The 23780-nt window shown below is 45.7% G+C and carries 20 protein-coding genes, 1 tRNA gene and 1 other RNA gene; 2 read left to right on the top strand and 20 right to left on the bottom strand.

What is annotated here, in order from left to right:
- Positions 1 to 15 precede the first annotated feature (15 nt).
- The 11 genes from brxF to MKY16_RS00950 all read right to left on the bottom strand — a co-directional run bounded on the left by brxF (position 16) and on the right by MKY16_RS00950 (position 12753).
- Positions 16 to 474, bottom strand: coding sequence for a BREX-3 system P-loop-containing protein BrxF (gene brxF / locus MKY16_RS26075; RefSeq protein WP_445744858.1), 459 nt, complete (start codon positions 472 to 474; stop codon positions 16 to 18).
- Positions 475 to 832: 358 nt separating this feature from the next.
- Positions 833 to 1197: a transfer-messenger RNA gene (gene ssrA / locus MKY16_RS00995) on the bottom strand.
- 250 nt (positions 1198 to 1447) lie between these two features.
- Positions 1448 to 1927, bottom strand: coding sequence for an SsrA-binding protein SmpB (smpB, locus tag MKY16_RS00990; protein ID WP_013308270.1), 480 nt, complete (start codon positions 1925 to 1927; stop codon positions 1448 to 1450).
- A gap of 283 nt (positions 1928 to 2210) precedes the next feature.
- Entirely contained in the window at positions 2211 to 4826 is a 2616-nt protein-coding gene (gene rnr, locus MKY16_RS00985) for a ribonuclease R (RefSeq protein ID WP_340953653.1), read from the bottom strand.
- A gap of 196 nt (positions 4827 to 5022) precedes the next feature.
- Complete coding sequence (gene secG / locus MKY16_RS00980; RefSeq protein WP_013308268.1) at positions 5023 to 5256, bottom strand: preprotein translocase subunit SecG; 234 nt, start codon at positions 5254 to 5256, stop codon at positions 5023 to 5025.
- Between the two features lie 341 nt (positions 5257 to 5597).
- Positions 5598 to 6884 carry a phosphopyruvate hydratase gene (gene eno, locus MKY16_RS00975; RefSeq protein ID WP_013308266.1) on the bottom strand — a complete coding sequence of 429 codons (1287 nt, stop codon included), beginning with the start codon at positions 6882 to 6884 and terminating at the stop codon, positions 5598 to 5600.
- A gap of 63 nt (positions 6885 to 6947) precedes the next feature.
- A complete protein-coding gene (gene gpmI / locus MKY16_RS00970; RefSeq protein WP_013308265.1) occupies positions 6948 to 8492 on the bottom strand; it encodes a 2,3-bisphosphoglycerate-independent phosphoglycerate mutase in 1545 nt (514 codons plus the stop codon).
- A gap of 1 nt (position 8493) precedes the next feature.
- Positions 8494 to 9246 carry a triose-phosphate isomerase gene (tpiA, locus tag MKY16_RS00965; protein WP_023986490.1) on the bottom strand — a complete coding sequence of 251 codons (753 nt, stop codon included), beginning with the start codon at positions 9244 to 9246 and terminating at the stop codon, positions 8494 to 8496.
- A 59-nt stretch (positions 9247 to 9305) separates the two neighbouring features.
- Entirely contained in the window at positions 9306 to 10487 is a 1182-nt protein-coding gene (locus MKY16_RS00960) for a phosphoglycerate kinase (protein ID WP_029518988.1), read from the bottom strand.
- A gap of 123 nt (positions 10488 to 10610) precedes the next feature.
- The gene (gap, locus tag MKY16_RS00955) at positions 10611 to 11621 is read right to left on the bottom strand and encodes a type I glyceraldehyde-3-phosphate dehydrogenase (protein ID WP_023986488.1); all 1011 of its coding nucleotides are present in this window, start codon (positions 11619 to 11621) and stop codon (positions 10611 to 10613) included.
- A gap of 94 nt (positions 11622 to 11715) precedes the next feature.
- The gene (locus MKY16_RS00950; RefSeq protein WP_029518990.1) at positions 11716 to 12753 is read right to left on the bottom strand and encodes a sugar-binding transcriptional regulator; all 1038 of its coding nucleotides are present in this window, start codon (positions 12751 to 12753) and stop codon (positions 11716 to 11718) included.
- A 269-nt stretch (positions 12754 to 13022) separates the two neighbouring features.
- On the opposite strand from MKY16_RS00950, the gene MKY16_RS00945 reads away from it, so the two are divergent.
- A tRNA-Arg gene (locus MKY16_RS00945) sits at positions 13023 to 13097 on the top strand.
- A 210-nt stretch (positions 13098 to 13307) separates the two neighbouring features.
- Positions 13308 to 13904, top strand: a complete 597-nt coding sequence (gene clpP, locus MKY16_RS00940) for an ATP-dependent Clp endopeptidase proteolytic subunit ClpP (RefSeq protein ID WP_013368815.1) — start codon at positions 13308 to 13310, stop codon at positions 13902 to 13904.
- 127 nt (positions 13905 to 14031) lie between these two features.
- Here the strand turns inward: clpP and MKY16_RS00935 are convergent, their stop codons facing one another.
- The 9 genes from MKY16_RS00935 to MKY16_RS00895 form a co-directional block, all read right to left on the bottom strand.
- Positions 14032 to 15138, bottom strand: a complete 1107-nt coding sequence (locus MKY16_RS00935; RefSeq protein WP_069012119.1) for a PdaC/SigV domain-containing protein — start codon at positions 15136 to 15138, stop codon at positions 14032 to 14034.
- A 241-nt stretch (positions 15139 to 15379) separates the two neighbouring features.
- Complete coding sequence (locus MKY16_RS00930; RefSeq protein ID WP_029518994.1) at positions 15380 to 16141, bottom strand: SIMPL domain-containing protein; 762 nt, start codon at positions 16139 to 16141, stop codon at positions 15380 to 15382.
- A 271-nt stretch (positions 16142 to 16412) separates the two neighbouring features.
- Positions 16413 to 16682: an HPr family phosphocarrier protein gene (locus MKY16_RS00925; RefSeq protein ID WP_013308257.1), complete on the bottom strand. Its 270-nt coding sequence runs from the start codon at positions 16680 to 16682 to the stop codon at positions 16413 to 16415.
- Between the two features lie 136 nt (positions 16683 to 16818).
- Positions 16819 to 17763, bottom strand: coding sequence for a DNA-binding protein WhiA (gene whiA / locus MKY16_RS00920; RefSeq protein ID WP_029518996.1), 945 nt, complete (start codon positions 17761 to 17763; stop codon positions 16819 to 16821).
- 5 nt (positions 17764 to 17768) lie between these two features.
- On the bottom strand, positions 17769 to 18755 hold the full coding sequence (locus MKY16_RS00915) for a gluconeogenesis factor YvcK family protein (RefSeq protein ID WP_023986485.1): 987 nt from the start codon (positions 18753 to 18755) through the stop codon (positions 17769 to 17771).
- A gap of 12 nt (positions 18756 to 18767) precedes the next feature.
- The gene (gene rapZ / locus MKY16_RS00910; protein WP_013308254.1) at positions 18768 to 19667 is read right to left on the bottom strand and encodes an RNase adapter RapZ; all 900 of its coding nucleotides are present in this window, start codon (positions 19665 to 19667) and stop codon (positions 18768 to 18770) included.
- 65 nt (positions 19668 to 19732) lie between these two features.
- Complete coding sequence (locus MKY16_RS00905; RefSeq protein WP_039274188.1) at positions 19733 to 20683, bottom strand: ROK family glucokinase; 951 nt, start codon at positions 20681 to 20683, stop codon at positions 19733 to 19735.
- A gap of 292 nt (positions 20684 to 20975) precedes the next feature.
- On the bottom strand, positions 20976 to 21929 hold the full coding sequence (trxB, locus tag MKY16_RS00900; RefSeq protein ID WP_340953649.1) for a thioredoxin-disulfide reductase: 954 nt from the start codon (positions 21927 to 21929) through the stop codon (positions 20976 to 20978).
- A 39-nt stretch (positions 21930 to 21968) separates the two neighbouring features.
- The gene (locus MKY16_RS00895) at positions 21969 to 23738 is read right to left on the bottom strand and encodes a tetratricopeptide repeat protein (protein WP_165149358.1); all 1770 of its coding nucleotides are present in this window, start codon (positions 23736 to 23738) and stop codon (positions 21969 to 21971) included.
- Positions 23739 to 23780 lie beyond the last annotated feature (42 nt).

The raw sequence follows: 23780 nt of genomic DNA, 5'->3' as shown, positions 1-23780 counted from the left end.
GCTCCTTTGAAGTTTTTATAGTTCGATAACATAATTTGCTGTTGAATTATCGCCTTTGTAATACTCGTTATGCTCTGGTATTGCGTATGATAACGTTCCGTTATAAAAAAACCCTGGCCACAGAATAATAAGCATCTTATTTCCGCTTAAGTTTTCAAATAACCGAATAGGATTCTGTTTCAGTTCTCGATCAAACAAATACTCGATACGATCTAGAACAATTGCATCCTCAATTCCTTGATTAACAATTGATCTAAGTACTCTCCCAACTTCATATGGTCGTTGCTTAGGAGAGAAATCTCTTAATTGTTCGGACAGTAACAAATTCACGTTTAGTCTAGGTATCTTCATATTCTGAAGGCAATCCTTTACCTGTTTAGGTGAATAACGATTAAAGGTAACTATAAGCAATTTATTTCTTTTACTCCGTGTAGTCTCAATTTCCGAGACAAGTTCCCTCTGTATTTCCGACATTACTTCACCCCGGTTGCAATATAGATCAAATGAATCTTAAGAACTATATTTCGACCTTTTAGGGCTCCACTCCTGCCGTACATACACGAATATAAAACACTTAAATATCTACAGTGCAATACTTTTAATATTTGACTATTTAAAAACCATCACTTAGTTTATAACGTATACTGATCAATAACAACACTTTTAGGTCAGCAAATATGCATTTGCATAATAGTTACTTGTGACAATTTTTCATGTAGACATTTCGTCTACACTTACAATACAAATATTACTCATACTATACTAATGTCTACATTTGGTCTGCAATTCTATCCGTAAATAGCAAAAGACCCGCTTGATTAGCGGGTCTTTTAGATGGAGGCGAGGGGAGTCGAACCCCTGTCCGAAGATAACGACACATAAGCTTCTACGGGTGTAGTCACAGTTTTGATGTCACCCGAGTATCGCCCCGTAACCGGCTATACGTTGGGTCAGCCTGATTATCTTCTTCAGCTCACCGCAGGCGGAGATGAGACAGCGTATCCCACTATTTGTTAGCCCCTATCCCTGTCACATGGGCGATGCAGAGTAGAAGCACGCACACAGTTTCTTAGGCTGCGAAAGCGTAGTTGTTTTGTTGTTTGCCGTTTAATAGGCTTTAGCGTTGATGAAGCGGACGCGTCCCCACTACCCGCTACCCATGCTCGAACTATCCCCGTCGAATCCATAAACGCCCCCTTATTATAAAAGGGCTCCACGGATAAATCCGGAAATACCGGAGCATAAGCATGCATAATACCAAAAGCTGAATTCTAAGATTCAACACTCGAACAAAGTTAAAAGCTTTAAAACTGACTACTTCGTTAGTATACCATATTACAGGTCATTACGAAACGAAATGAAGCCATTTAAGCCTTATAAAATAGCACCATTAGAGGAACAAGTAACTTTTCCACGTAATTTGTACCATAACTAATAATACAATAACTTATCTCGCAATTTTCTGCTTCTCGCGTAAAGCACGTTGGATATCACGTTGTGCATCGCGTTTAGCGGCAGCATCACGTTTATCATACTGCTTTTTACCTCTACCCAGTCCGAGCAAAAGCTTGGCATAACCATTGCGAACATAAATCTTTAACGGAACAATCGTATAACCTTCCTGTTTGGACAGACCGATAAGCTTGCGAATCTGCTCTTTATGCAACAGCAGCTTACGCGTACGCGTCGGATCGGTAGGATTATTACGATTACCTTGCTCAAAAGGACTGATATGCATATTGTGAATATGAATTTCGCCATTACGGATCGTAGCAAATGCATCACTTATATTGGAACGACCATTTCGCAGAGACTTAATTTCCGTTCCCGTTAATACCATGCCCGCCTCGTAGGTGTCCTCAATAAAATAGTCATGGGAAGCTTTTTTGTTCTGGGCGAGCACTTTCCCGTCTGCCTTCTTACCCATGAATACCACTCCTTATGAATAACGTAATTCACTCTTGAAATCCAGGCATCAAAATCTGGTTACAAAGAGCCACCTAGAAATATATTGTAACAAATTTCAGATGGTAAAAGCAAGAAGGGTCAAGCCTTCTACATTTCTAACTAACACTAACATCACACTTAAAACAAGGCGGCTTCTATCCGTTACTGCAGACAGAAACCGCCTTTATACCTAAGTCGCATGATTAGTTTCATCCCCTGCCACGAAAGAAGACTCCTGCCTTCTAGCAAGCAAGTATAGCCACCTACTTCTTCTTTTTCCGCACAAAGCCAGCGGTGCTATTGCCGCCACTTCCGCCCTTATTCTTCCGCTTGCGACGTGCTGCGCCTTCACCGTTTGGTCTGGCATCACTACCTGGTGTAGCTGCTCCCCCGATGAAAATACCGCTGGCAGACGTCTTCTTCCGTCGCTTGCTTGCCCCGGATGCTGGCGAGTTATACCCGCCCTTGCCACTGCCAAAGCCGAAGCTGCTAGCTGAACCAGCTCCTGCCCCGTTCCCACCGCCGCGCCCTGAACGGCCTGCGGTGCTAATCCCTCCGTTACCAGCGCCAGCTTCTTTTGGCTTCCCGGTAACATCACGACTGCCTTTGCGCTCTTTACCAGTCTTGTCCTTGCCGCCCTTGCGGTCACGCCCTTCGCGGCCTTTGCCTTTACCACGGCTCTCGCCACGCGCAAAGTCTCCGCCTTGTCCTGTACCGCCCGTCCGTTCACGGCGTTGCCGTTGCTTCATATCGACAAGTTCAAAGTCAATTGTGTAATCTTCCATGTTCACACGCGCGACGCGAACCTTAACCTCATCCCCAATGCGGAACACCTTGGAGGTGCGTTCGCCAATCAACGCCATATGCTGCTCGTCAAAGTGATAATAGTCGTCCGTAAGCGCACTCAGACGCGTCAGGCCTTCCACTGTATTGTCCAACTCAATGAACATCCCAAAGCTGGTTACACTGCTGATGATCCCCTCGAATTCCTCGCCGACCTTGTCCAGCATGTATTCAGCCTTTTTCATCTGCTCTGTATCACGTTCTGCATCCACAGCCACACGTTCACGCTCAGAAGATTGCTGCGCAATATCAGGCATACGTGCAGTCAAATATTCCTGACGCTCGGCTGTTAAAGCCCCGCCATTCTCCAATACCTCACGAATGACACGGTGAATCACCAAGTCAGGGTAACGACGAATCGGCGATGTAAAATGAGAGTAATACTCTGCTGCTAGCCCAAAATGTCCTGTCGTTTCCGCATCATACTTTGCCTGCTTCATCGAACGCAGCATCATCGTGCTAAGCACGGTTTGCTCCTTCGTACCCTGAATATCTTCCAGCAACGTTTGCAGTGCACGGGGATGAATGGAATTTCCTCTACCTTTGATCTGATGCCCAAAATTAGCCGCGAAAGCCATAAAGTTTTGCAGCTTCTCTGGATCTGGGTCCTCATGAATCCGGTACAAGAAAGGCACTTTAAGCCAATGGAAATGTTCAGCTACCGTTTCATTGGCCGCCAACATAAACTCTTCAATAATTTGTTCAGCTATCGTACGATCCCTCTTCACAATATCGACAGCTTTACCTTCATCATCAACAATCACTTTGGCTTCATCAAAATCAAAATCAACTGCACCTCGGCGCATTCGATTAGCACGCAGCTTCAATGCCAATTCCTTCATCGTGCCGAATACATCAACCAGATCCTTGTACCGTTCCATCAGTTCAGCATCTTCCTCTTCGAGGATTTTGCGAACGTTAGTGTACGTCATCCGTTCCTTCGTTTTAATCACACTGGTGAAAATATCATGCTTTACAACCTTCATATGCTCATTGAATTCCATCTCACAGGATAAAGTCAGTCGATCCACCTGTGGATTCAAAGAACATATTCCATTCGAAAGTCGATGTGGAAGCATAGGAATGACACGGTCAACCAAATACACGCTACAACCGCGGTTATATGCCTCCTGATCCAGCTTGGAGTTCTCATGCACATAATACCCTACGTCGGCAATATGAACGCCCAGACGGTAGTTTCCGTTCGGCAAGCGCTCTACATTGACAGCATCATCCAGGTCTTTGGCATCCTCACCATCAATGGTAACAATGATCTTATCACGCAGATCGCGCCGTCCCTGACGTACAATCTCTTCTTCCGTAATCGCGTCGGGAGCATTCTCGGCTTCCTCTGTCACTTCATCTGGAAAAGCTTCCGGAAGCTGATGCTTGCGAATAACGGACAAAATGTCAACGCCTGGATCATCCTTATGACCCAAAACCTCCAACACTTCGCCTTCCGCCGCAGCTCGTCCTTCTGGATAGCTCACAATGCGCACAACGACCTTTTGCCCGTTCACAGCTCCGTTGAAGCTATCCTTTGGAATGAAAATATCCCGGTTAATGCGCTTATCATCCGGCAAAACAAAACCGTATGCTTCGTGGCTCTGAAACACGCCTACTACTTGAAGCACTGCGCGCTTCACGATCCGCACAACTTCGCCTTCTAATCGGCCACCCGCAGGTCCCTTCGACGTCACTCTTACCAGTACCGTATCTCCATTCATCGCACTCTTCAAGTCGTTAGCATGAATATATACATCCGGGTGCTCCCGGTCCTCTGGAATCAAAAAAGCAAATCCCTTGGCATGAGCCTGCAAACGCCCACGCTGCAAATCCATCCGTTCCGGCACGCCATAGCGGTTTGTGCGGGTCAGCAGAATTTTCCCCTCTTCCTCCAAGGCATTCAAAAGCTTAAGAAATTCACGGAAATCTTCGGCATCCTTAATATCAAAATGCTGCTCCAGCTCCTGGTAAGTCATGGGTTTGTATGCGGTCTCGCGCATAAAATCGAGTAGTTGTTGCTCTGTTATCATAATATTGTCCACCTCGGGTGACCTTTAATTTTCAGTAATAAAATCCGCATGTCCTTGTTCCTTGCTCCTGATACAAGGCTCTTAATATACTCATACCCTAGTATACACGAATTTAATCGACGGCATCCCTGCCTGTCCAAAATCTAAAAAAAGCCCCCGTTTCCCGCGAAACGAAGGCTTAAGGTACATATTTATCTTATTTTGCAAAAAATGCAACTAAAACAGAAACGATCATGAAACCCGCACCCAAAACAGCAGTTGCGCGTTGTAAAATCAAATCCATACCGCGAGCTTTTGTCTTGCCGAACAGATGCTCAGCACCGCCAGAGATGGCACCGGACAAACCTGCGCTTTTCCCCTTTTGCAGTAAAACAACCGCAATAACAGCAATCGAGAACACAACGAGCAGCACTTTCAAAAAGATTTCCATGAAAAATCCCACCTCCTGAGCTTATACATCTGTTTTGCAAAACAACACAGCCTCTTTTATGAAAACATGTACATATCATGTTATAAATAGCCGGAAATTAACGCAAAACACTATTTTTATTCTACCACAGCTTCCAGTAGATAACAACAGCTATAGCAAGTCACTCAGCCATTAAGCCTTTGCAAAGTTATAAATTCTCATACACATCCATAATAACAAAAAACAGACCTGCTCGCGGTGGCGAGTAGGCCTGTTTTATTCATGCGTAAAAGCTTTGAGCGTTCAGACTTCGTGATCATAAACCATGAGTCAAGAGACGCCATCAGCATTTTTGCGCAATATTATTTTTTCAGGTTGTAGAAAGATTTCAGGCCGTGGTATTGAGCCAGTTCACCCAGTTGATCCTCAATGCGGAGCAATTGGTTGTACTTCGCAATACGGTCAGTACGGGAAGGAGCACCTGTTTTAATTTGGCCTGCATTTGTTGCAACAGCGATATCAGCGATTGTGCTGTCTTCGGATTCACCGGAACGGTGAGAGATAACAGCTGTGTATCCTGCACGTTTAGCCAATTCGATAGCATCGAATGTTTCAGTCAGCGTACCGATTTGGTTTACTTTGATCAGGATGGAGTTACCGATGTTTTCATCGATACCTTTAGCCAGACGCTCTGTGTTTGTTACGAACAGGTCGTCACCAACCAATTGGATTTTGTTGCCCAATTTTTCAGTGAGCAATTTCCAACCTTCCCAGTCATCTTCGGAGCAACCATCTTCAATAGTGATGATTGGGTATTTATCAACCCAAGAAGCAAGCAGGTCAACGAACTCAGCAGAAGTGAAGGATTTGCCTTCGCCTTCCAAAGTATATTTTCCATCTTTGAAGAACTCAGTGGAAGCAACGTCCATACCGAGGAATACGTCAACACCTGGTTTGTAACCAGCTTTTTCGATCGCTTCGATAATAGTGGACAGAGCTTCTTCGTTAGATTTGAAGTTAGGAGCAAAACCACCTTCATCACCAACAGCTGTGTTCAAACCTTTGGAGTTCAGTACGGATTTCAGGTTGTGGAAGATTTCTGCGCCTACACGCAGAGCTTCTTTAAATGTAGGAGCGCCTACAGGCAGAACCATGAACTCTTGTACGTCAACGTTATTGTCGGCATGAGCGCCACCGTTAACGATGTTCATCATTGGTACTGGCAATTGTTTAGCATTGAATCCGCCTAGGTAAGTGTACAGTGGCAAGCCCAGAGCTTCAGCAGCAGCGCGAGCTACAGCCATGGATACTGCCAGAATTGCGTTTGCACCCAATTTACCTTTGTTATGTGTACCATCCAATTTGATCATCAGCGTGTCGATTTCTACTTGGTTCACAGCATCCAAGCCGATTACTTCAGGAGCAATAATTTCGTTCACGTTTTTAACAGCTTGCAGAACGCCTTTACCCAGGTAACGGGATTTGTCGTTATCACGAAGTTCTACAGCTTCGTGAGCGCCTGTGGAGGCACCGGAAGGAACGATAGCACTACCGATAGCACCGGATTCCAGATATACTTCAACTTCAACCGTAGGGTTACCACGGGAGTCGAGGACTTCGCGAGCGTACACGTCAGAAATAATAGTCATTTGTACTTAATCTCCTTTGTGAATCATGATTTATTGGTCAAGCCTATACTTATTAAATCAAGCTTACTTGCGGGATGCAATCATAGATTTTCCTGTCATTTCCGCAGGTTGCGGAAGTTGCATCAAATCCAGAAGCGTTGGAGCTACGTCAGCCAATATTCCATGCTCACGCAAAACGATATTTTCGTCAGTCAAAATGAACGGAACCGGATTCGTTGTGTGAGCTGTGAACGGACGTCCCTGCTCATCAATTTCCATATCCGCGTTACCATGGTCGGCAATGATAATAACCACGCCACCTTTGGCTTTAACCGCATCTACAACACGTCCAACACATTCATCCGTCGTCTCTACCGCCTTAATCGTTGGCTCCAGCATACCGGAGTGTCCAACCATATCCGGATTGGCAAAGTTCAGGATAATCGCATCATGCTTGTCGGCTTCGATTTCCTTAACAGCAGCATCCGCTACTTCATACGCACTCATTTCCGGCTGCAAGTCATATGTAGCCACTTTAGGCGAGTTGATCAAAATACGAGTTTCGCCAGGAAGCTCCACATCACGTCCGCCACTGAAAAAGAAAGTAACGTGCGGATATTTTTCAGTCTCGGCAATACGCAATTGCTTCTTGTTGTTTTGAACCAACACTTCACCAAACGTGTTATCCAGATTTTTCGGTTCGTAAGCTACAAAGCCCTCAACCGTTTCGCTGAACAACGTCAGGCAAACAAAGTGCAAATCTTTAGGCCATTTCGGGCCACGGTCAAAACCACGGAAGTCCGCGTTTGTAAATACCTGAGACAGTTGAATCGCACGGTCAGGACGGAAGTTGAGGAAGATAACAGAGTCATTGCTTTCGACCAGCCCTACAGGACTTCCGTCAGCCTTCACAATAACAGTTGGCTCCACAAATTCGTCGAACACTGATTTTTCATACGATTCTTTCAATGCTTCCATTGGATCTGTGTATTGAGGTCCTTCTCCGTATACGATTGCACGGTAAGATTTCTCTACACGTTCCCAACGTTTGTCGCGGTCCATAGCATAATAGCGTCCTTGTACAGTCGCAATTTTACCTACGCCCACTTCTTGAATTTTAGCGATCAGCTGCTGCATGAAGCCTACGCCGCTGTCTGGCATAACGTCGCGTCCATCCATGAAAGCATGAATGTACACTTCTGTTAGGCCTTCTTTTTTCGCCAAGTCCAGCATAGCGAACAGATGGCTGATATGGCTATGCACGCCGCCGTCGGACAGAAGTCCGTACAGGTGAAGTTTCGTGTTGTTCTTCTTGGCATGTTGCACTGCTTTAACCAGTGTTTCATTGTCGTAGAATTCACCTTCACGGATGGACTTCGAAATACGAGTCAAGTCTTGATATACGATACGGCCTGCGCCGATGTTCAAGTGACCCACTTCAGAGTTACCCATTTGTCCTTCCGGCAAACCTACTGCTTCGCCAGAAGCCGTCAGCGTCGTATGAGGATACTGTTGTAAATACCGGTCGTAATTCGGTTTGTTGGCCTGTGCAACCGCATTGCCTTCCACGGTGTCACGCAGTCCGAACCCGTCCATAATAATTAAAGCTACCGGTTTTGGTGCTGTCATCTTACTTCGCCCCCTCAACAAGCGCGATGTACGACGCCGGTTGAAGACTGGCACCGCCCACGAGCGCGCCGTCGATATCGCTTTGACCCAGGTACTCAGTAACATTTTCAGGTTTTACACTACCACCATACTGAATACGTACAGCATTTGCTGTATTTTCATCATACAGCTCTTTAATCAGACTGCGGATATAGGAAATCACTTCATTCGCATCCTGCGAAGTGGAGGATTTGCCTGTTCCGATGGCCCAGATTGGCTCATAAGCAACAACTACTTGTGCAGCCTGATCCTTAGCCAAACCAGCAAAAGCTGCTACAGTTTGCACTTTTACAACTTCTTTGGTTTGTCCAGCTTCACGATCTTCCAGCTTTTCGCCTACACATACGATTGGAGTCAGGTCATGACGGAATGCCGCATGAACCTTTTTGTTCACCGTTTCGTCTGTTTCATTAAAATATTCACGACGTTCGGAGTGTCCGATCACAACGTAGTCTACGCCCAGATCTTTCAGCATTCCGCCGCTAATTTCACCTGTAAATGCACCATCTTCTGCAAAGTGCAGGTTTTGTGCGCCAATTTTAATAGACGTGCCTTTTACTGCTTCAACCAGAGCAGGAAGATTCGTAAATGGTGCGCAAATCACGCTTTCCACTCCTGCAACCTCTGCTTTGCCTTTGATCTCTTCGATGAAAGTTTTAGCTTCTGGTACGGTTTTAAACATCTTCCAGTTACCCGCGATAATCGGTGTTCTCAATGGTTTCAACTCCTAACTATTAGGTGCCCTAAAGCTTTATTCACGCATAGTGCGTTTGATTATTTATCGTTCAGTGCAACAACACCCGGAAGTGCTTTGCCTTCCATAAATTCCAGAGATGCGCCGCCGCCAGTGGAAATATGATCCATCTTGTCAGCCAAGTGGAATTTTTCAGCCGCAGCCGCAGAATCACCGCCACCAATGATGGTGTATGCTTCAGTTGTTGCGCAAGCTTCCGCTACTTCACGAGTACCACCAGCGAAAGGCTCGATTTCAAATACGCCCATTGGTCCGTTCCATACAACCAGTTTGGAGTTTTTGATTACATCTGCATAGATTTTACGTGTTTTCGGTCCAATGTCCACGCCTTCCCAAGCTGCAGGAATGCCGTCGATATCCACAATGTCTGTGTTCGCCGTAGCGCTGAAATCGTCAGACACAACAATATCTACCGGAAGATAGAAGTTTTTGCCGAGTTTCTTCGCTTTTTCGATAAATCCAAGAGCTACGTCCAGTTTGGATTCATCCAGCAAAGATTGACCCACTTCATAACCTTGAGCTTTGAAGAATGTATAAGTCAAACCGCCACCAATGATTACGTTATCTGCAATGTTCAGCAGGTTGTCGATCACGTCGATTTTGTCTTTTACTTTGGAACCGCCGATAATGGCTGTAAAAGGACGATCTGGATTCGACAGAGCTTTACCAATAACAGACAATTCTTTTTCCATCAGCAGGCCGGAAACAGCCGGAAGAATATGAGCGATACCTTCAGTGGAAGCATGAGCACGGTGTGCTGCGCCGAATGCGTCATTCACGAAAACGTCAGCCAATTCAGCAAATTGCTTCGCCAACTCAGGATCATTCTTTTCTTCTCCTGCATAGAAACGTACATTTTCAAGCAACAGCACGTCGCCGTTTTGCAGTTCAGCCACTTTCGCTTTAACAGCTTCGCCTACCGCTTCGTCCACTTTAACTACTGGCTTTTTCAGCAGTTCAGACAAACGTACGCCAACAGGAGTCAGACGCATGGATTCAACAACCTGACCTTTTGGACGTCCAAAGTGACTCGCCAAAATAACTTTTGCACCTTTTTCAATCAGGTAGTTAATGGTTGGCAAGGTTTCACGAATACGCTTGTCATCTGTAATTTTACCGTCTTCAACCGGAACGTTAAAATCTACACGAACAAACACCCGTTTTCCATTCAGTTCTATATCACGTACGCTCTTTTTGTTCATCTCCATATTCCTCCGCACCCTTATAATTTTACGAAACAGGAATTCAAGGCACATTTTGATATATAAAGAGCGGAAACAATAACCTGTTTCCGCTCTATGATGTTGCTAATAAGAAAGTTCTTATTATTTAGCCAGTTTAGCGAAGTATTCCAACGTGCGGATCAATTGTGCAGTGTAGGACATTTCGTTGTCATACCAAGCTACAGTTTTCACCAGTTGTTTGTCGCCGACAGTCAGAACTTTAGTTTGAGTTGCATCGAACAAAGAACCGAAAGTGAGGCCTTTGATGTCGGAAGAAACGATTTGATCTTCAGTGTATCCATAAGTTTCAGGATCGGAAGCTTCTTTCATCGCTGCGTTGATTTCTTCAGCAGTTACGTTTTTCTCCAGAACTGTTACCAACTCAGTCAGGGAACCTGTAGGTACTGGAACACGTTGAGCCGCGCCATCCAATTTACCTTTCAACTCAGGGATAACCAAACCGATTGCTTTAGCAGCACCAGTTGTGTTAGGAATGATGTTTTCAGCTGCTGCACGAGCACGACGGAAGTCACCTTTAGCATGTGGAGCATCCAAAGTGTTTTGGTCGCCAGTGTAAGCATGAATTGTAGTCATCAAACCTTCAACGATACCAAATTTATCTTGCAGTGTTTTAGCCATAGGAGCCAGGCAGTTCGTTGTGCAAGAAGCACCAGAGATTACAGTTTCAGTTCCATCCAGAATTTCATGGTTTACGTTGTAAACGACAGTTTTCATGTCGCCAGTAGCTGGAGCGGAGATAACAACTTTTTTAGCGCCGCCTTTCAAATGTTTCTCAGCAGCTTCTTTAGTTGTGAAGAAACCTGTGCATTCCAGAACGATGTCTACACCCAGGTCTCCCCAAGGGAGTTCTTCAGGGTTGCGGTTAGCCAAAACTTTAACTTCTTTACCGTTTACTTTGAAGAAGCCATCATGTACTTCTACTTGTCCTTGGAAATTACCTTGTGTTGTATCATATTTCAACAAATGTGCCAACATTTTGGAATCTGTCAAGTCATTGATTGCTACTACTTCAATACCTTCCACGTTTTGAATCCGACGGAAAGCAAGGCGTCCAATACGTCCGAAACCATTAATACCAACTTTAACTGTCATGAGTGAGTTCCTCCCAAAGTTCGTTTAGTTTAGTTTTATATATTCAAGACAGACCCGAAAGCCTGTCAAGACAACACGATTCATAAATCCTATATTAATCATTTAAATAACGACTTACAATCTCAACAGCAGCGCCTTCGTCGGTGACTAGAATGTCTTCTTGCCCGAAACGCAGTACCGCATGAATAGCGGCCGCCTTGTTCTTGCCTCCAGCTACACCTAGAACCGTATCGGTACGCCTAATGTCCTCCAATCGGAGTCCAAGCGTCAGCATTCTGTGAACAACGACGCCATCTTCGTTAAAATAATAACCAAACGATTCGGCTACCGCCCCTTCACTGCTGATCTGGGCAAAGGTTTCGGGATCAAGTTTACGTCTATGTGCCATCGCTATGGCGTTGCCTATCCCGTGAATGATGATACGACTCTCGCGAATCAGGCTCAATATATCCTGAATGTTCGTATCTTCAAGCAAGGAGTTGTAAGCATGATTGCTGAGCAAATCCGGTACATGGAGCAGACGGTATTGAGCGCCGACCTTGCGAGCCATTGTGGAAGCAATTGTGTTGGCCTGCATTTCCATGCTTTCTCCCAAACCCCCGCGTGCCGGTACAAACCACCCACCCTTAAGGGGGCCATTAGAAGGCAATGCCAGTTGTTCCGCCACGTCTGCAATCGTCGTGCCACCTGTTACAGCGACCACATCCTCGTCGTCCATAACACTTAGCAACGCTTTTGCTCCAGCGCGCCCCAGCTCCTGCTTTGTTAACGGAGAAACATCCGAATCCCCTGGAACGACAACCACCTTCCTCAAACCATAGGCTTGACGAATCTGGTCCTCCAATTGGGACAGGCCGAACAAGTTGTTCGCAATCGGCTCCAGCTGTTCCAGCAGATCCAGTCCTGCTTTGCTCACCTTCATGCCTACACTCTCAATCTCAATTAGCCCCTGAGCTTTAAGAAGATCGGTTTCGGCGCGCAACACGCGCTCGGTCATGTTCAGTGAAGCTGCCAGTGTTCTGCGTCCAACAACATCGGACAGCATAATCTGATGCAGGATCGTGTACCTTTTTTTCAAAACATCCATGAGGTCGGGCAGAAGCTGCTTCTGTATTTCTAATATCTTTCGCATGCTTTCCACTCCCGCACACTTCTAAGTTCTGTCTCTAATGCTCTATCTCTAACTGGTCTTAAAACGTCCCGGGATAACTTTTTAAGTCCCACGTATATCTTAACCAATATTTGCTCCATATGCAAGTCTATCTGAACCTATATTTCTCAACCATTTGTCTGAATATGCGCATTTAATAAAAGCTTGCAATTCACTGCTGTATATCATATAATCATCTTTGTTTCCAATTAGCTGTTTAATTAGTTAGTTGTTTGCATTGAATCAACTATGCGCCCGTGGTCCAACGGATATGACGTAGGCCTCCGGAGCCTGAGATCGAGGTTCGATTCCTCGCGGGCGCGCCATTTTAAATGAACGCTTAAATGCTTCTATATAATGTTTTAACCAATAAGAGCGCTGAGGGCTCTTTTTTTTAATCATTAGTTTGACTTTCTTTGACTTTTTGTTTGAAATTGTTTATCATGTGGTTAATACGCTAACAGTTTATAAATAAGGGACGTGTACTCGGCATGTCCACCAAATCCACTAACGATATTTAAGGGAGGTTTTTTGACGTGAGCTATGTTCCTATGGTAGTAGAACAAAGTAACCGCGGCGAACGCGCCTATGACATTTATTCCAGACTGTTAAAGGATCGCATTATTTTGTTAGGCTCGGACGTCAATGACGTTGTAGCCAACTCTATAATTGCGCAAATGCTGTTTTTGGCTGCCGAAGATCCTGAAAAAGATATTCACTTGTATATTAACAGTCCTGGCGGTTCCATTACAGCTGGTATGGCCATTTTCGATACGATGCAATACATTAAACCTGATGTATCTACGATTTGTGTAGGTATGGCGGCTTCCATGGGCGCGTTCTTGCTGAATGCAGGCGCCAAAGGTAAACGTTTCGCTTTGCCAAACAGTGAAATTATGATTCACCAACCTCTGGGTGGTGCACAAGGCCAGGCAACGGATATCGAAATCCGCGCACGCCGCATTCTGAAAATGCGTGATAAACTGAACCGCATTCTCGCAGATCGCACAGGCCAACCACTGGAACGTATTGAAAAAGATACAGACCGTGACTACTTCATGTCTGCTGATGATGCCAAAGAATACGGTATTATTGATAAAGTGCTAACTAGCTCCTCTCCAGAAGGTGTATAAGAGAAAAAATTTGCCTCTCAATAGCTGGTAAATGAAAAAGCTGCTCCGGATGTTATTATCCGGTAGGCAGCTTTTTTGCTTTATTGTTTTTTAGAGTATAGACAGTCCAACTTACTCATTTCTACTATTAAATCTGTCCCGCAAAAGGCTTTCCGCCTTGAGGCAGCAGTTGACCGAACGAGTAGGTAAACTCCGGAATTCCATACGCGTATGGCGCATAATCATACAAATCAAACACGATTGTTACTCCACTGTTCGTCACATAAAAATTCTGATCTGCCGCCAACTCTTTAAATTTACCGAATCCTTCACCAGCCTGAAGCGCATCGATTTTTTTCTTCAAATCAGCATTGAGGAACTTTTTGTAATTTGGATTCGCCTTCAATACGTCAGACAACTGCAGCAGTTTACCATCAGCGAGCGAGAACGTATATCCTTTACGTACCGTCATTCCATGTGCGCCACCCATATACGAGTAATCCTGCATAATCACACTTAGAATACCGTCCTTGTTATAGGCAATTGCAAAATCATTTTCGAAATCATATGGTCTTTCTGTTGTAGCCTCTCCCTCAGCCACCATCTTTTTGCCTGCTGCCAATATACCCTCTGCATGCTTTTTAAGCACATGGTTAATGGCCTGCTCTGCCTCAGGATTCAGCTGGCTGCCGCTGATTTGCGGATACTTAACTTTGTAAGATACCTTCGCATTACTCGAAGCTGGAAGTGTTTGAGACGCAATTGTGATCGGGTTTAGCTGACTTTTACTTAGCGTTACTGTCTTCTGAGCTGCGTTCCATTGAGCATCTATGCCTAGATAGTCTTTCAACAGACTCATAGGAATGTATAGCTTCCCAGCGATCTGTTTGGCATCCATACTACGTGTATTGATTCCATTGACGTTGACGTAGGCATCCGAGGAAGAAGCCATAATGTAAAGTTTATTGTACCCGCTACCTACGGTATAGGTCGTTGCTTTCGCATCATAGCTTACTGGAATCCCCAAGCTGTCACGCAGTGCGGCCACCGGAATCATTGTACTCCCGTTCACTTGAACACCTTTAGCGGGCAACGTTTTACCATTCCATTGGATAGTGATTCCTGGTTGCTGTGTTGCCGCTTGCTGCTGTTTAATCGATGCTGCCTGGATATATGAAACGGGAACAGCTGCGACTCCTGCTAAAATCCCTGCTGCCAGCAGTGCTGAACCCCATTTTTTCGTATGCTTATTCATATTAAGTATTCCTCCTGTTATTATTTCTGTATTGTCTATGTGTAAATAATCACTTTACTTATTATATCTATACCCCATTGTATGTAGTTTACAATCTGTACACTCCCCGATTTCAATCTGTACACCTAGTAACCCTTAGCTATGACAGACTCATTACAAAAAGGTTTCGGTATACAAAAAAAGCCAGCAAGCCAGCCTGCGCATGATGCAGGCCGCTTGTGGCTTCGTTTGATGATCTATATTAGTTCATTTCGTATTGAGCCGACACCTGAACTTTCACTGTTACTTGCCCCGATTGTATCTCTGTCCCGCTACCTGCTAAATCCATGAGCGATTTTGACATGGCATTTTCACGTTGTGTAAAGACTTGTGCTTCTCCGCCATCTACCGTCACATTCACAAGAGCACCTAATCCGCGTTTGGCCGCTTTAGCTACAGCACTAGCTTTAGATTGTGCGCTTCCCAATGCTTTAGTAATGGCTTCTTCCTCATAAGTCGAAGGATCTTCCACGGAAAAACGAATATTATCTACGTTATTGGCTCCGGACTTGGTCGCCTCATCCAACAACTGACCTATTTTATCCAAATCGCGGTATTTAACGGAAATTGTATGGTTGGCAGTGTAGCCTTTGAGCTTCTGCCCTTCTTTTTCGTTATAGGTGTAGTTAGGCTGTACATAAAACTGGCTGGTCTGAATGTCATCTCCGCTGATGCTCCACTTTTCTTTCAGCAGTTGTGTAACCTTGTTCAATTTTGTAGCATTAGCTTTTTGAGCAGCGGCTGCCGTATTCCCTTCCGATTGTACACCGATAGAGAGATAAGCAATATTGGGCTTTGCCAATACTTCCCCGCTTCCAGTCACATTAATTACACCGTTTACCGTCGAAGCTGTTGACGCAGCATAAGCACGATCTGCCCCTGTCCATAATCCTCCTGCTACTCCCCCTGCTATTAATGCACCTGTGAGAACTGCTGTGGCTACTGTTTTTGTCCAAAGTCTCATTGAATTCAACCTCTTTCTAGTAAATGTTTGTACCTTCCAGACGGAAAAGACGGAAAAAGGTTGCAGCCAAGCGTACAAATTTCCGAAACAGAGCATGACCACGAGGATTTTCATTATTTATAGTTTGAACTTAATACGGCCTCTATATCCAATAAATCCACAATAAAACAGTTAGCTGAGGAGTGTTCGAAGGATTTTTTTCTGGATATAAAAAAAGCCCCAAAGGGGCTTTTCACTAAGATCATACACTATATTACAAGCAATTCTTTGTTTATTGATTTTCCAGCTCTACCTTACTAACCAGACTTACTAAAGCGTTTACAGCCTGTTCGGCATCCGCACCTTCAGCACTAATATTGATTTCAGTACCTGTGCTGATGGCAAGACTCATAATACCCATGATGCTCTTGGCATTAACCTTTTTGTCATCTTTTTCCACAAAAATCTCAGATGAATATTTATTCGCTTCCTGTACGAACAACGCAGCAGGTCTGGCGTGCAGTCCTGTTTTCAAACGTACGACTACCGGATGTTTTGACATGTCAGCTTACCCCCTCATCAAATAAATCTGGACACTACTTACTCCATTTTATTTATCACATTATAACATTAACCCGGGACAGACACTAGAAAAAAAACTAAAAAAACTGGGGCTAAAAGCCCCACCAACATTCTTTTTACGGAATCAGGCCATTTTCGCCCCTGATTTTGTCAGCCATCTCATCAATTTTGCGAAGCCGATGATTTACACCCGATTTACTCACGACCCCTTTGAGCATTTCCCCGACTTCTTTCAAATTCAAATCGGGATGAGCGAGCCGAACTTCTGCCACTTCACGCAGTTTATCCGGCAAGGTCTCCAAGCCAACTTCTCTCTCCAGCAACTTAATATTCTCAATTTGCCGGACAGCAGCTCCAATTGTCTTGTTCAAATTAGCCGTTTCACAATTGACAATACGATTCACGGAATTGCGCATATCGCGCATAATGCGTACATCTTCAAATTTGAACAAGGCTTGATGCGCCCCAATGATGCTAAGCAGCTCAATGATCTTCTCGCCTTCCTTGATGTAGAGAATAAAACCCTTTTTTCGCTCAATACAGCGAGCATTTAGATGAAACTCATTCGCAAGATCAACGAGTGCCTGACAATGCTCCTCATACATCGAAGAAATTTCAAGGTGGTAAGATGATCCTTCAGGATTGTTGACAGAGCCACCTGCCATAAAGGCGCCCCGTAAATAAGCTCTCTTACAACAGTTTTTCCGAACAATATCCCGATTAATCCCGTCAGTGAACAAGAAACCTTCTGAGACGATATAAAGATCCTTTAGCAGTTGTTGCACATCATTAGGAATACGGACAATGTACACATTATTTTTTTTCAAGCGCATTTTTTTCCGTACAAGCAGTTCGATATGAAGTTGAAAATGCTTCTTGATCAAGGAGTAAATCCGCCTTGCAATCGCGGCATTTTCTGTGGACACGTCCAATATCACCCTTTTATTCGACAGTTGTACGGATCCGAGCATACGTATGAGCGCAGATAGTTCCGCTTTCTCACAGCAGGACTGGCTTTCAATCATCGTAAGCTCTTTTTTCGTTTGTGCCGCAAAGGACAAGGGACTCACCTCCTTCTTAATATCCAGTTTTGTACCAATTGGTAAATATGCTGGCTCAATTTGTCTGCATCATGCCGTAAATACGTGCGGAACAGAACTAATGTATCTGCCACCACTTTATATCCCCGGTCGGTCAGCTCGCCCATGTCTACTTGAACTGGCTTGGCTCCCTGCTCGGCATACATTTCCTGTACTTGGGGTGGAATTTCTCCGTTATTTACAATGACATAGTCGAAGAGATGATGCCCTACATGCTCAAAAATAGCTTGCAGATGGTCTCCTACTGTATAGCCATCGGTTTCACCAGGCTGGGTCATAACGTTACAGACAAATATTTTGATAGCGTCTGATTTCACTACAGCTTCAGCGAGTTTAGGTACAAGCAAATTCGGTAATATGCTGGTATATAGACTGCCGGGGCCAATCAAAATCGCATCAGCTTCATTAATGGCCTCTACAGCCTCAGGCAACGGCTCCACGTGAGTCGGTTCAAGAAAGACGCGTTTGATTCGTCCGCCCGCTTCTGGGATCTTGGACTCTCCGGTAATCACCGTGCCATCCTCCATTTCGGCGCTTAGCACAACGCCTTCCTCGGCTGCTGGCAGCACACGTCCCCGGACAGCAAATACACGGCTAAGCTCACGCACCGCCGTTACAAAATCTCCCGATATATCGGTCATCGCTGCTAAAATCAGATTGCCCAGACTATGGCCTGACAATCCTGATCCCGCACCGAAACGGTATTTCAGCATATCTGACATCACTGGTTCCACGTCAGCCAAGGCAGTCAGCACATTGCGAATATCCCCTGGGGGGGGCATCTGCAGCTCACTGCGCAAAATCCCGGAACTTCCGCCATCGTCAGCGACTGTAACAATAGCCGTAATATCTAGCGGCTTTTGCTTTAAGCCCCGCAGCATGACGGACAAGCCGGTTCCGCCGCCCATAACAACTATACGTGGGCGCTCCCGTTGTGATCCGGTCTCTTTCATGATTTCACCTCATTAATGCCGGTCCCGATCAGCATCCCGATGCGAAACAGAAACAGATTCTGTCTCGCTGGCACCCAGCATTTTTCCTAAATACTCCGATATTGCAACAGAACGATGCTTACCGCCAGTACAGCCAATGCCGATAATGACCTGGCTTTTGCCTTCTTTGCGATATTGCGGAATCAAAAAGTGTAACATATCCAGCAACTTGGTCAAGAATGCCTGAGTCTCGGGCCATTTCATGACATAATCATATACATCGCTATCCTGTCCAGTGTGGGGACGTAGTTGATCCACATAGTGGGGATTAGGCAGGAAGCGCACATCGAATATAAGATCGGCATCAATGGGAATACCATACTTGAAGCCAAAAGAAGTAATGTTCACGGAAAGCATACTGCTCTCCAGATGAGAAAATCGTGAAATAATCCTTGCCTTTAAAGTTGCAGGCTTCATCACACTTGTGTCAATAACCTGTGTAGCCGAGCTTTTTAGTTCTTCCAACATCTTGCGCTCCAACCGAATCCCATCCAAAGGCATACCGTCTGGAGCCAGCGGATGACGTCTACGACTTTCCTTATACCGCTGTACGAGAACGCCATCATTCGCATTTAAGAATAAAATTTCACAATGAATCGTAAAATGATCTTTAATATAATTCAACGATTCCGACAAGGCAGTGAAAAATTCTCGTCCGCGTAAATCAATGACGAGTGCAACCTTGCCTATTTTACCATTAGACTGCTCAATCAACTCTGCAAATTTGGGAATCAGTACAGGGGGCAAATTATCAACACAGAAGAAGCCCAAGTCTTCCAGGCTCTGAACCGCAATGGTCTTCCCTGCGCCTGACATCCCCGTAATAATAATGAGCGTTGCCCACGGCGCAGCATTTTTTAGGTTATCTGTCATATGGACTTCCCTCTCCTTTTGCTTCTTCGCTCTATGCCAGTACCCGTATTATCAGTAACCTGTGGTCAGGAGCGTAGCAGCAACCCTGCAGCCCCTACAACACCCGCGTCATTGCCTAACACCGCTGGTACGATATATACACCCTTTTGAAGCGGTTCAGGTGCCAGCTTCGCGTATACGCGACGCATCTCTTCAAACAAAAAGTCGCCTGCTTTAGAAACACCGCCGCCTATAATAAACAACTCTGGATTAAGCACAGCGGCAACCGCTGCCATGGATTTCCCCAAATAAAAGGCAGCCCGGTTCACGATACGCAGTGCGACTTCATCCCCGGCTTTAGCAGCATCAAATACTTCCTTGGCGGCAATGTGATCCTCCAGCGCCAGAGAGGTCCGGTCGCCACGTTCCACAGCATCCTTGGCCATACGAATGATGCCTGTTGCAGAAGATACAGTTTCCAAGCAACCCATTTTGCCGCATCCACACTGAATTGCCTCCAGATCAGGTACGACGCTGATATGACCAATTTCCCCGGCCATGCCTGAAGAACCTTGGTATATTCTACCGTTTATAATAATACCGCCACCTACTCCTGTTCCCAGGGTATAGCATACGCAGTTTTCGATGCCTTTGCCTGCACCAGCCCAAGCCTCACCTAGCGCAGCAACATTCGCATCATTGTCTATTTTCACAGGCTTGCCAATCCGGTTCTCTAGGAGCGCACGGATCGGTACGTCACGAAAGCCAATATTAGGAGCGAGGACAATAATACCATCACGAACATTCGTAAAACCTGCAACGCCTGCACCGACACCCTTGAGTTGATCCCACTCATAAGGAGATTCCTCAACAATGTGCCGCACATATTTTTCGATATTACCAATGACAACATCTACACCTTTATCGGTTTCGGTTGGTCCCTCGTATGTGTGCAAAAGCTGTCCGTTCTCATTACAAATGCCTACTTTAATCGCTGTACCGCCCAAATCGACACCCACATAGATACTTTCAGACATGTTCCAAGCCACCTTTATGTTTACTTAAAAACCTGGTATGAAATATATGCTTATAATTCCTACTTCATAATAGTAATCCTACGTTCCAACTATAATTGAAGCCCTCGTTACGGTCAAGGACACTTCCTTGTTGAAAAGTGTACGATTAGAGGAACTTTTAACCTTATGCACCCATAAAAAGGAGAAAGCCCGTGCAAACGCAGCAGGCTTTCTCTTCCTGAACAAAAGATGTGGCATAACAGAGATTTCCTTCGCTCTCCCGTTAGCCTTTTTGTGTACTATAGACACGCTTTTATTGATCCAGTGTTTCGCTCCAGTCGTGAACAGCACTGCCTTCGAGATATTTCTCGCAGTCCATAGCCGCCATACAGCCCGTTCCCGCAGCCGTAATCGCTTGACGGTAACGATTATCCTGTACGTCCCCACAGGCAAAAACTCCGGGGATGTTCGTTTCCGTTGTGCCTGGCTTCACTACAATATAGCCGTGTTCATCCGTATGGATTTGTCCGTTCAGGAAACCTGTATTCGGTGTATGCCCGATGGCTACGAACACGCCATCTACCTCAATCAGCTCATCCTGATTGGTCTCATTATTGTGTACCTTCAAACCCTTTAAACCAGATTCTCCCGTCACAACTTCCAGAGGAGTCCGGTTTAATGCCCAATGTACTTTTTCGTTCTCACGCGCGCGATCCTGCATAATTTTGGATGCCCGCAACTCATCGCGACGATGGACCAAGGTTACACTGGAAGCAAAACGGGTCAAGAAGCTCGCTTCCTCCATGGCTGAATCGCCACCGCCAACCACGACAATCTTTTTCCCGCGGAAAAAGAAGCCATCGCAAGTTGCGCAAGTGCTGACTCCGCGACCTACATTGTCCTGCTCACCCGGAATACCAAGATATTTGGCGGACGCACCTGTAGCAATAATGACCGACTCCGCCTCAATGATGCCTTTACCCTCTATCTTCACTTTAAAAGGACGTTTGCTAAAATCCACTTCCTCTACCCAACCGGAAGTAAATTCAGCGCCAAAACGTTCAGCCTGCTTGCGCATATTATCCATCAGTTCAGGCCCGAGGATACCTTGCTCAAAACCCGGAAAATTTTCAATTTCGGTCGTTGTAGTAAGCTGCCCACCGGGCTGCATCCCTTCAATGATCAGCGGATTCATGTTAGCACGTGCCAAATAAATAGCCGCTGTGTAGCCTGCAGGACCTGTACCAATAATTATGGATTTATACATACGTTTGTTGCCTCCTTTAAGTGATGTTTGGAGCAGGTCTCAGACCTGCTTTTTAAACGTGGAGAGCGGCTGCTTCAGCTTCTGTTTAATACCACACACGCTGTCAATCTGGCGTGCATAGCGGCTTACGGTCGATACGGAAATACCATAGCGATCGGCTACTTCCTGATAGGTGACTGAATGATGATGCATTTTGGCAGTCAAATATTCCAGCGCCGCTGCCCATCCCTCAGTATGCTGAACCATCGGAACTTCCGGGGCAAGCCGATCCAAATACTCCAGCCACAGCGATCTCAAGTCGTGCTGCATGACCGGATCGGATGGCTTGCTCATAACGGTCAGTACCTTATCCAGCACTGCCTGCCATTGTGGATCAACCGGGGAGGCAGATACATCACCTTCAATTGTATGAGGATCGTTCTCAACCTCCAACTGATCAGAACGTTCCGTTTCCGGGTACATTTTCTGCTCACCCTGCTCCGCCAGCTCTTGCAATACTTGCAAGGCACGGCGTTTCAGCTCATCCTCCTGGTCCGGGTCTTCTACGAAGGACTCCAGTGCCTGACGCACCTCATCATCACCGATCAAGCTTAACGCCTGAATGACCTGAAGCTGAGTCGCCCGGTCCCCGTGGCGCAAGGCCCAGAAGAAGGATGACCGGATTAGCGGGTCCTTCTTCATGCTGTCAGGCACCTGGTCAGCACCAAACTTCTCCCACATGCGGAATTGCTCCTCAAACGGGAGATGATAATGATAGCTGAGCACTTGCAGCGGTGTACCCTCCTGCTGGAGTTCCTCCAGTCGGGACAGGAAAAACCGCGGAACTTCCGAGGAAGCATCCTGCTTTTGCAAATGACTCCACAACCGCCGTGCTTCCGCATATCTTCCCGTATTGCTGGCAGCTACCGCCGTGTAATGGTACAAAGAAGCGTCCGCATTGTTCTCTCCATCGCCATGAAGCAACCTGCGGAAATGTCTGTAGGCCTCCTCATGGCGTCCGAGAATGCCCATAGTGGTCGCCAGCTTGAATACCTGCTCTTCCTGAAACGGTATAGTGACCGCCAAAGTCTGCACCAGACGATCCAATTCCGGGCCGCCACCCTCGTGCTGATAAAAGATCGCCAAGTTGCACAATGCGTGTAAATTCCCTGGCTCATCCTCCAACACTTGAATAATGGTAGCCTTAGCATTTTGGAACAATCCCATGTAGTAATACGCTAATGCCAGATTATTTCGCGCAGCGAACATATCCGGTTGTTCCTCTGAAATTTGCTTGAGCAACTGGGCTGCCTGAGCAAATTTCCCCTCCTCCAGCAGGACACGAGCTTGATCATGCTCTACTACTCCCTGCCGGGCCTTAATGCGGTTCAGCTTCGTTGGACGGTCCAGCTCATAATAGAGCAGCTCCATCATTTCCTCCGCTTCATCAAGAAACTGGCCTTCTTCGTCCTCCTCCAGGTACGTGACCAATGCTTTCTCCGCTTCTTCAAACTGCTCCATATTAGCGTAATTATTCGCCATATAGAAATAACACTCTGTCATCGACGAGTCTACGTCACTCAGAACAGAGGACAGGATCTCATTCGAACCTGCATAATCCCCCATCTCTGATAATATACCCGCCATATTGCAATGATTCACCGGATTATCCGGTTCATATTCAACGGCTTTGCGAAAATATTTCAATGCCTTGTCATAATGATTGCGATCAAGCGAGCGCACAGCTTTCTCAAAAAAGAAAGATGCGTCGAAACGCAAAGCAATAATCTTAGGGCTAGGTTCCGATACTCGCAGATGTTTCCCTTTCATAAATAACCAAGGCACCTCCTTTAAAAGTAACTGACATGTTCA

The sequence above is a fragment of the Paenibacillus sp. FSL L8-0641 genome (assembly GCF_038006265.1).
GTDB classification, from domain to species: domain Bacteria; phylum Bacillota; class Bacilli; order Paenibacillales; family Paenibacillaceae; genus Paenibacillus; species Paenibacillus polymyxa_D.
This window is presented reverse-complemented; position numbering and strand designations above follow the sequence as displayed.

Excerpts from the sequence above, each read along its gene's own strand:
- brxF (WP_445744858.1), bottom strand. The coding sequence starts at position 474 with ATGTCGGAAATACAGAGGGAACTTGTCTCGGAAATTGAGACTACACGG.
- smpB (WP_013308270.1), bottom strand. The coding sequence starts at position 1,927 with ATGGGTAAGAAGGCAGACGGGAAAGTGCTCGCCCAGAACAAAAAAGCT.
- rnr (WP_340953653.1), bottom strand. The coding sequence starts at position 4,826 with ATGATAACAGAGCAACAACTACTCGATTTTATGCGCGAGACCGCATAC.
- secG (WP_013308268.1), bottom strand. The coding sequence starts at position 5,256 with ATGGAAATCTTTTTGAAAGTGCTGCTCGTTGTGTTCTCGATTGCTGTT.
- eno (WP_013308266.1), bottom strand. The coding sequence starts at position 6,884 with ATGACTATTATTTCTGACGTGTACGCTCGCGAAGTCCTCGACTCCCGT.
- gpmI (WP_013308265.1), bottom strand. The coding sequence starts at position 8,492 with ATGACAGCACCAAAACCGGTAGCTTTAATTATTATGGACGGGTTCGGA.
- MKY16_RS00960 (WP_029518988.1), bottom strand. The coding sequence starts at position 10,487 with ATGAACAAAAAGAGCGTACGTGATATAGAACTGAATGGAAAACGGGTG.
- gap (WP_023986488.1), bottom strand. The coding sequence starts at position 11,621 with ATGACAGTTAAAGTTGGTATTAATGGTTTCGGACGTATTGGACGCCTT.
- MKY16_RS00950 (WP_029518990.1), bottom strand. The coding sequence starts at position 12,753 with ATGCGAAAGATATTAGAAATACAGAAGCAGCTTCTGCCCGACCTCATG.
- MKY16_RS00935 (WP_069012119.1), bottom strand. The coding sequence starts at position 15,138 with ATGAATAAGCATACGAAAAAATGGGGTTCAGCACTGCTGGCAGCAGGG.
- MKY16_RS00930 (WP_029518994.1), bottom strand. The coding sequence starts at position 16,141 with ATGAGACTTTGGACAAAAACAGTAGCCACAGCAGTTCTCACAGGTGCA.
- MKY16_RS00925 (WP_013308257.1), bottom strand. The coding sequence starts at position 16,682 with ATGTCAAAACATCCGGTAGTCGTACGTTTGAAAACAGGACTGCACGCC.
- MKY16_RS00915 (WP_023986485.1), bottom strand. The coding sequence starts at position 18,755 with ATGAAAGAGACCGGATCACAACGGGAGCGCCCACGTATAGTTGTTATG.
- rapZ (WP_013308254.1), bottom strand. The coding sequence starts at position 19,667 with ATGACAGATAACCTAAAAAATGCTGCGCCGTGGGCAACGCTCATTATT.
- MKY16_RS00905 (WP_039274188.1), bottom strand. The coding sequence starts at position 20,683 with ATGTCTGAAAGTATCTATGTGGGTGTCGATTTGGGCGGTACAGCGATT.
- trxB (WP_340953649.1), bottom strand. The coding sequence starts at position 21,929 with ATGTATAAATCCATAATTATTGGTACAGGTCCTGCAGGCTACACAGCG.
- MKY16_RS00895 (WP_165149358.1), bottom strand. The coding sequence starts at position 23,738 with ATGAAAGGGAAACATCTGCGAGTATCGGAACCTAGCCCTAAGATTATT.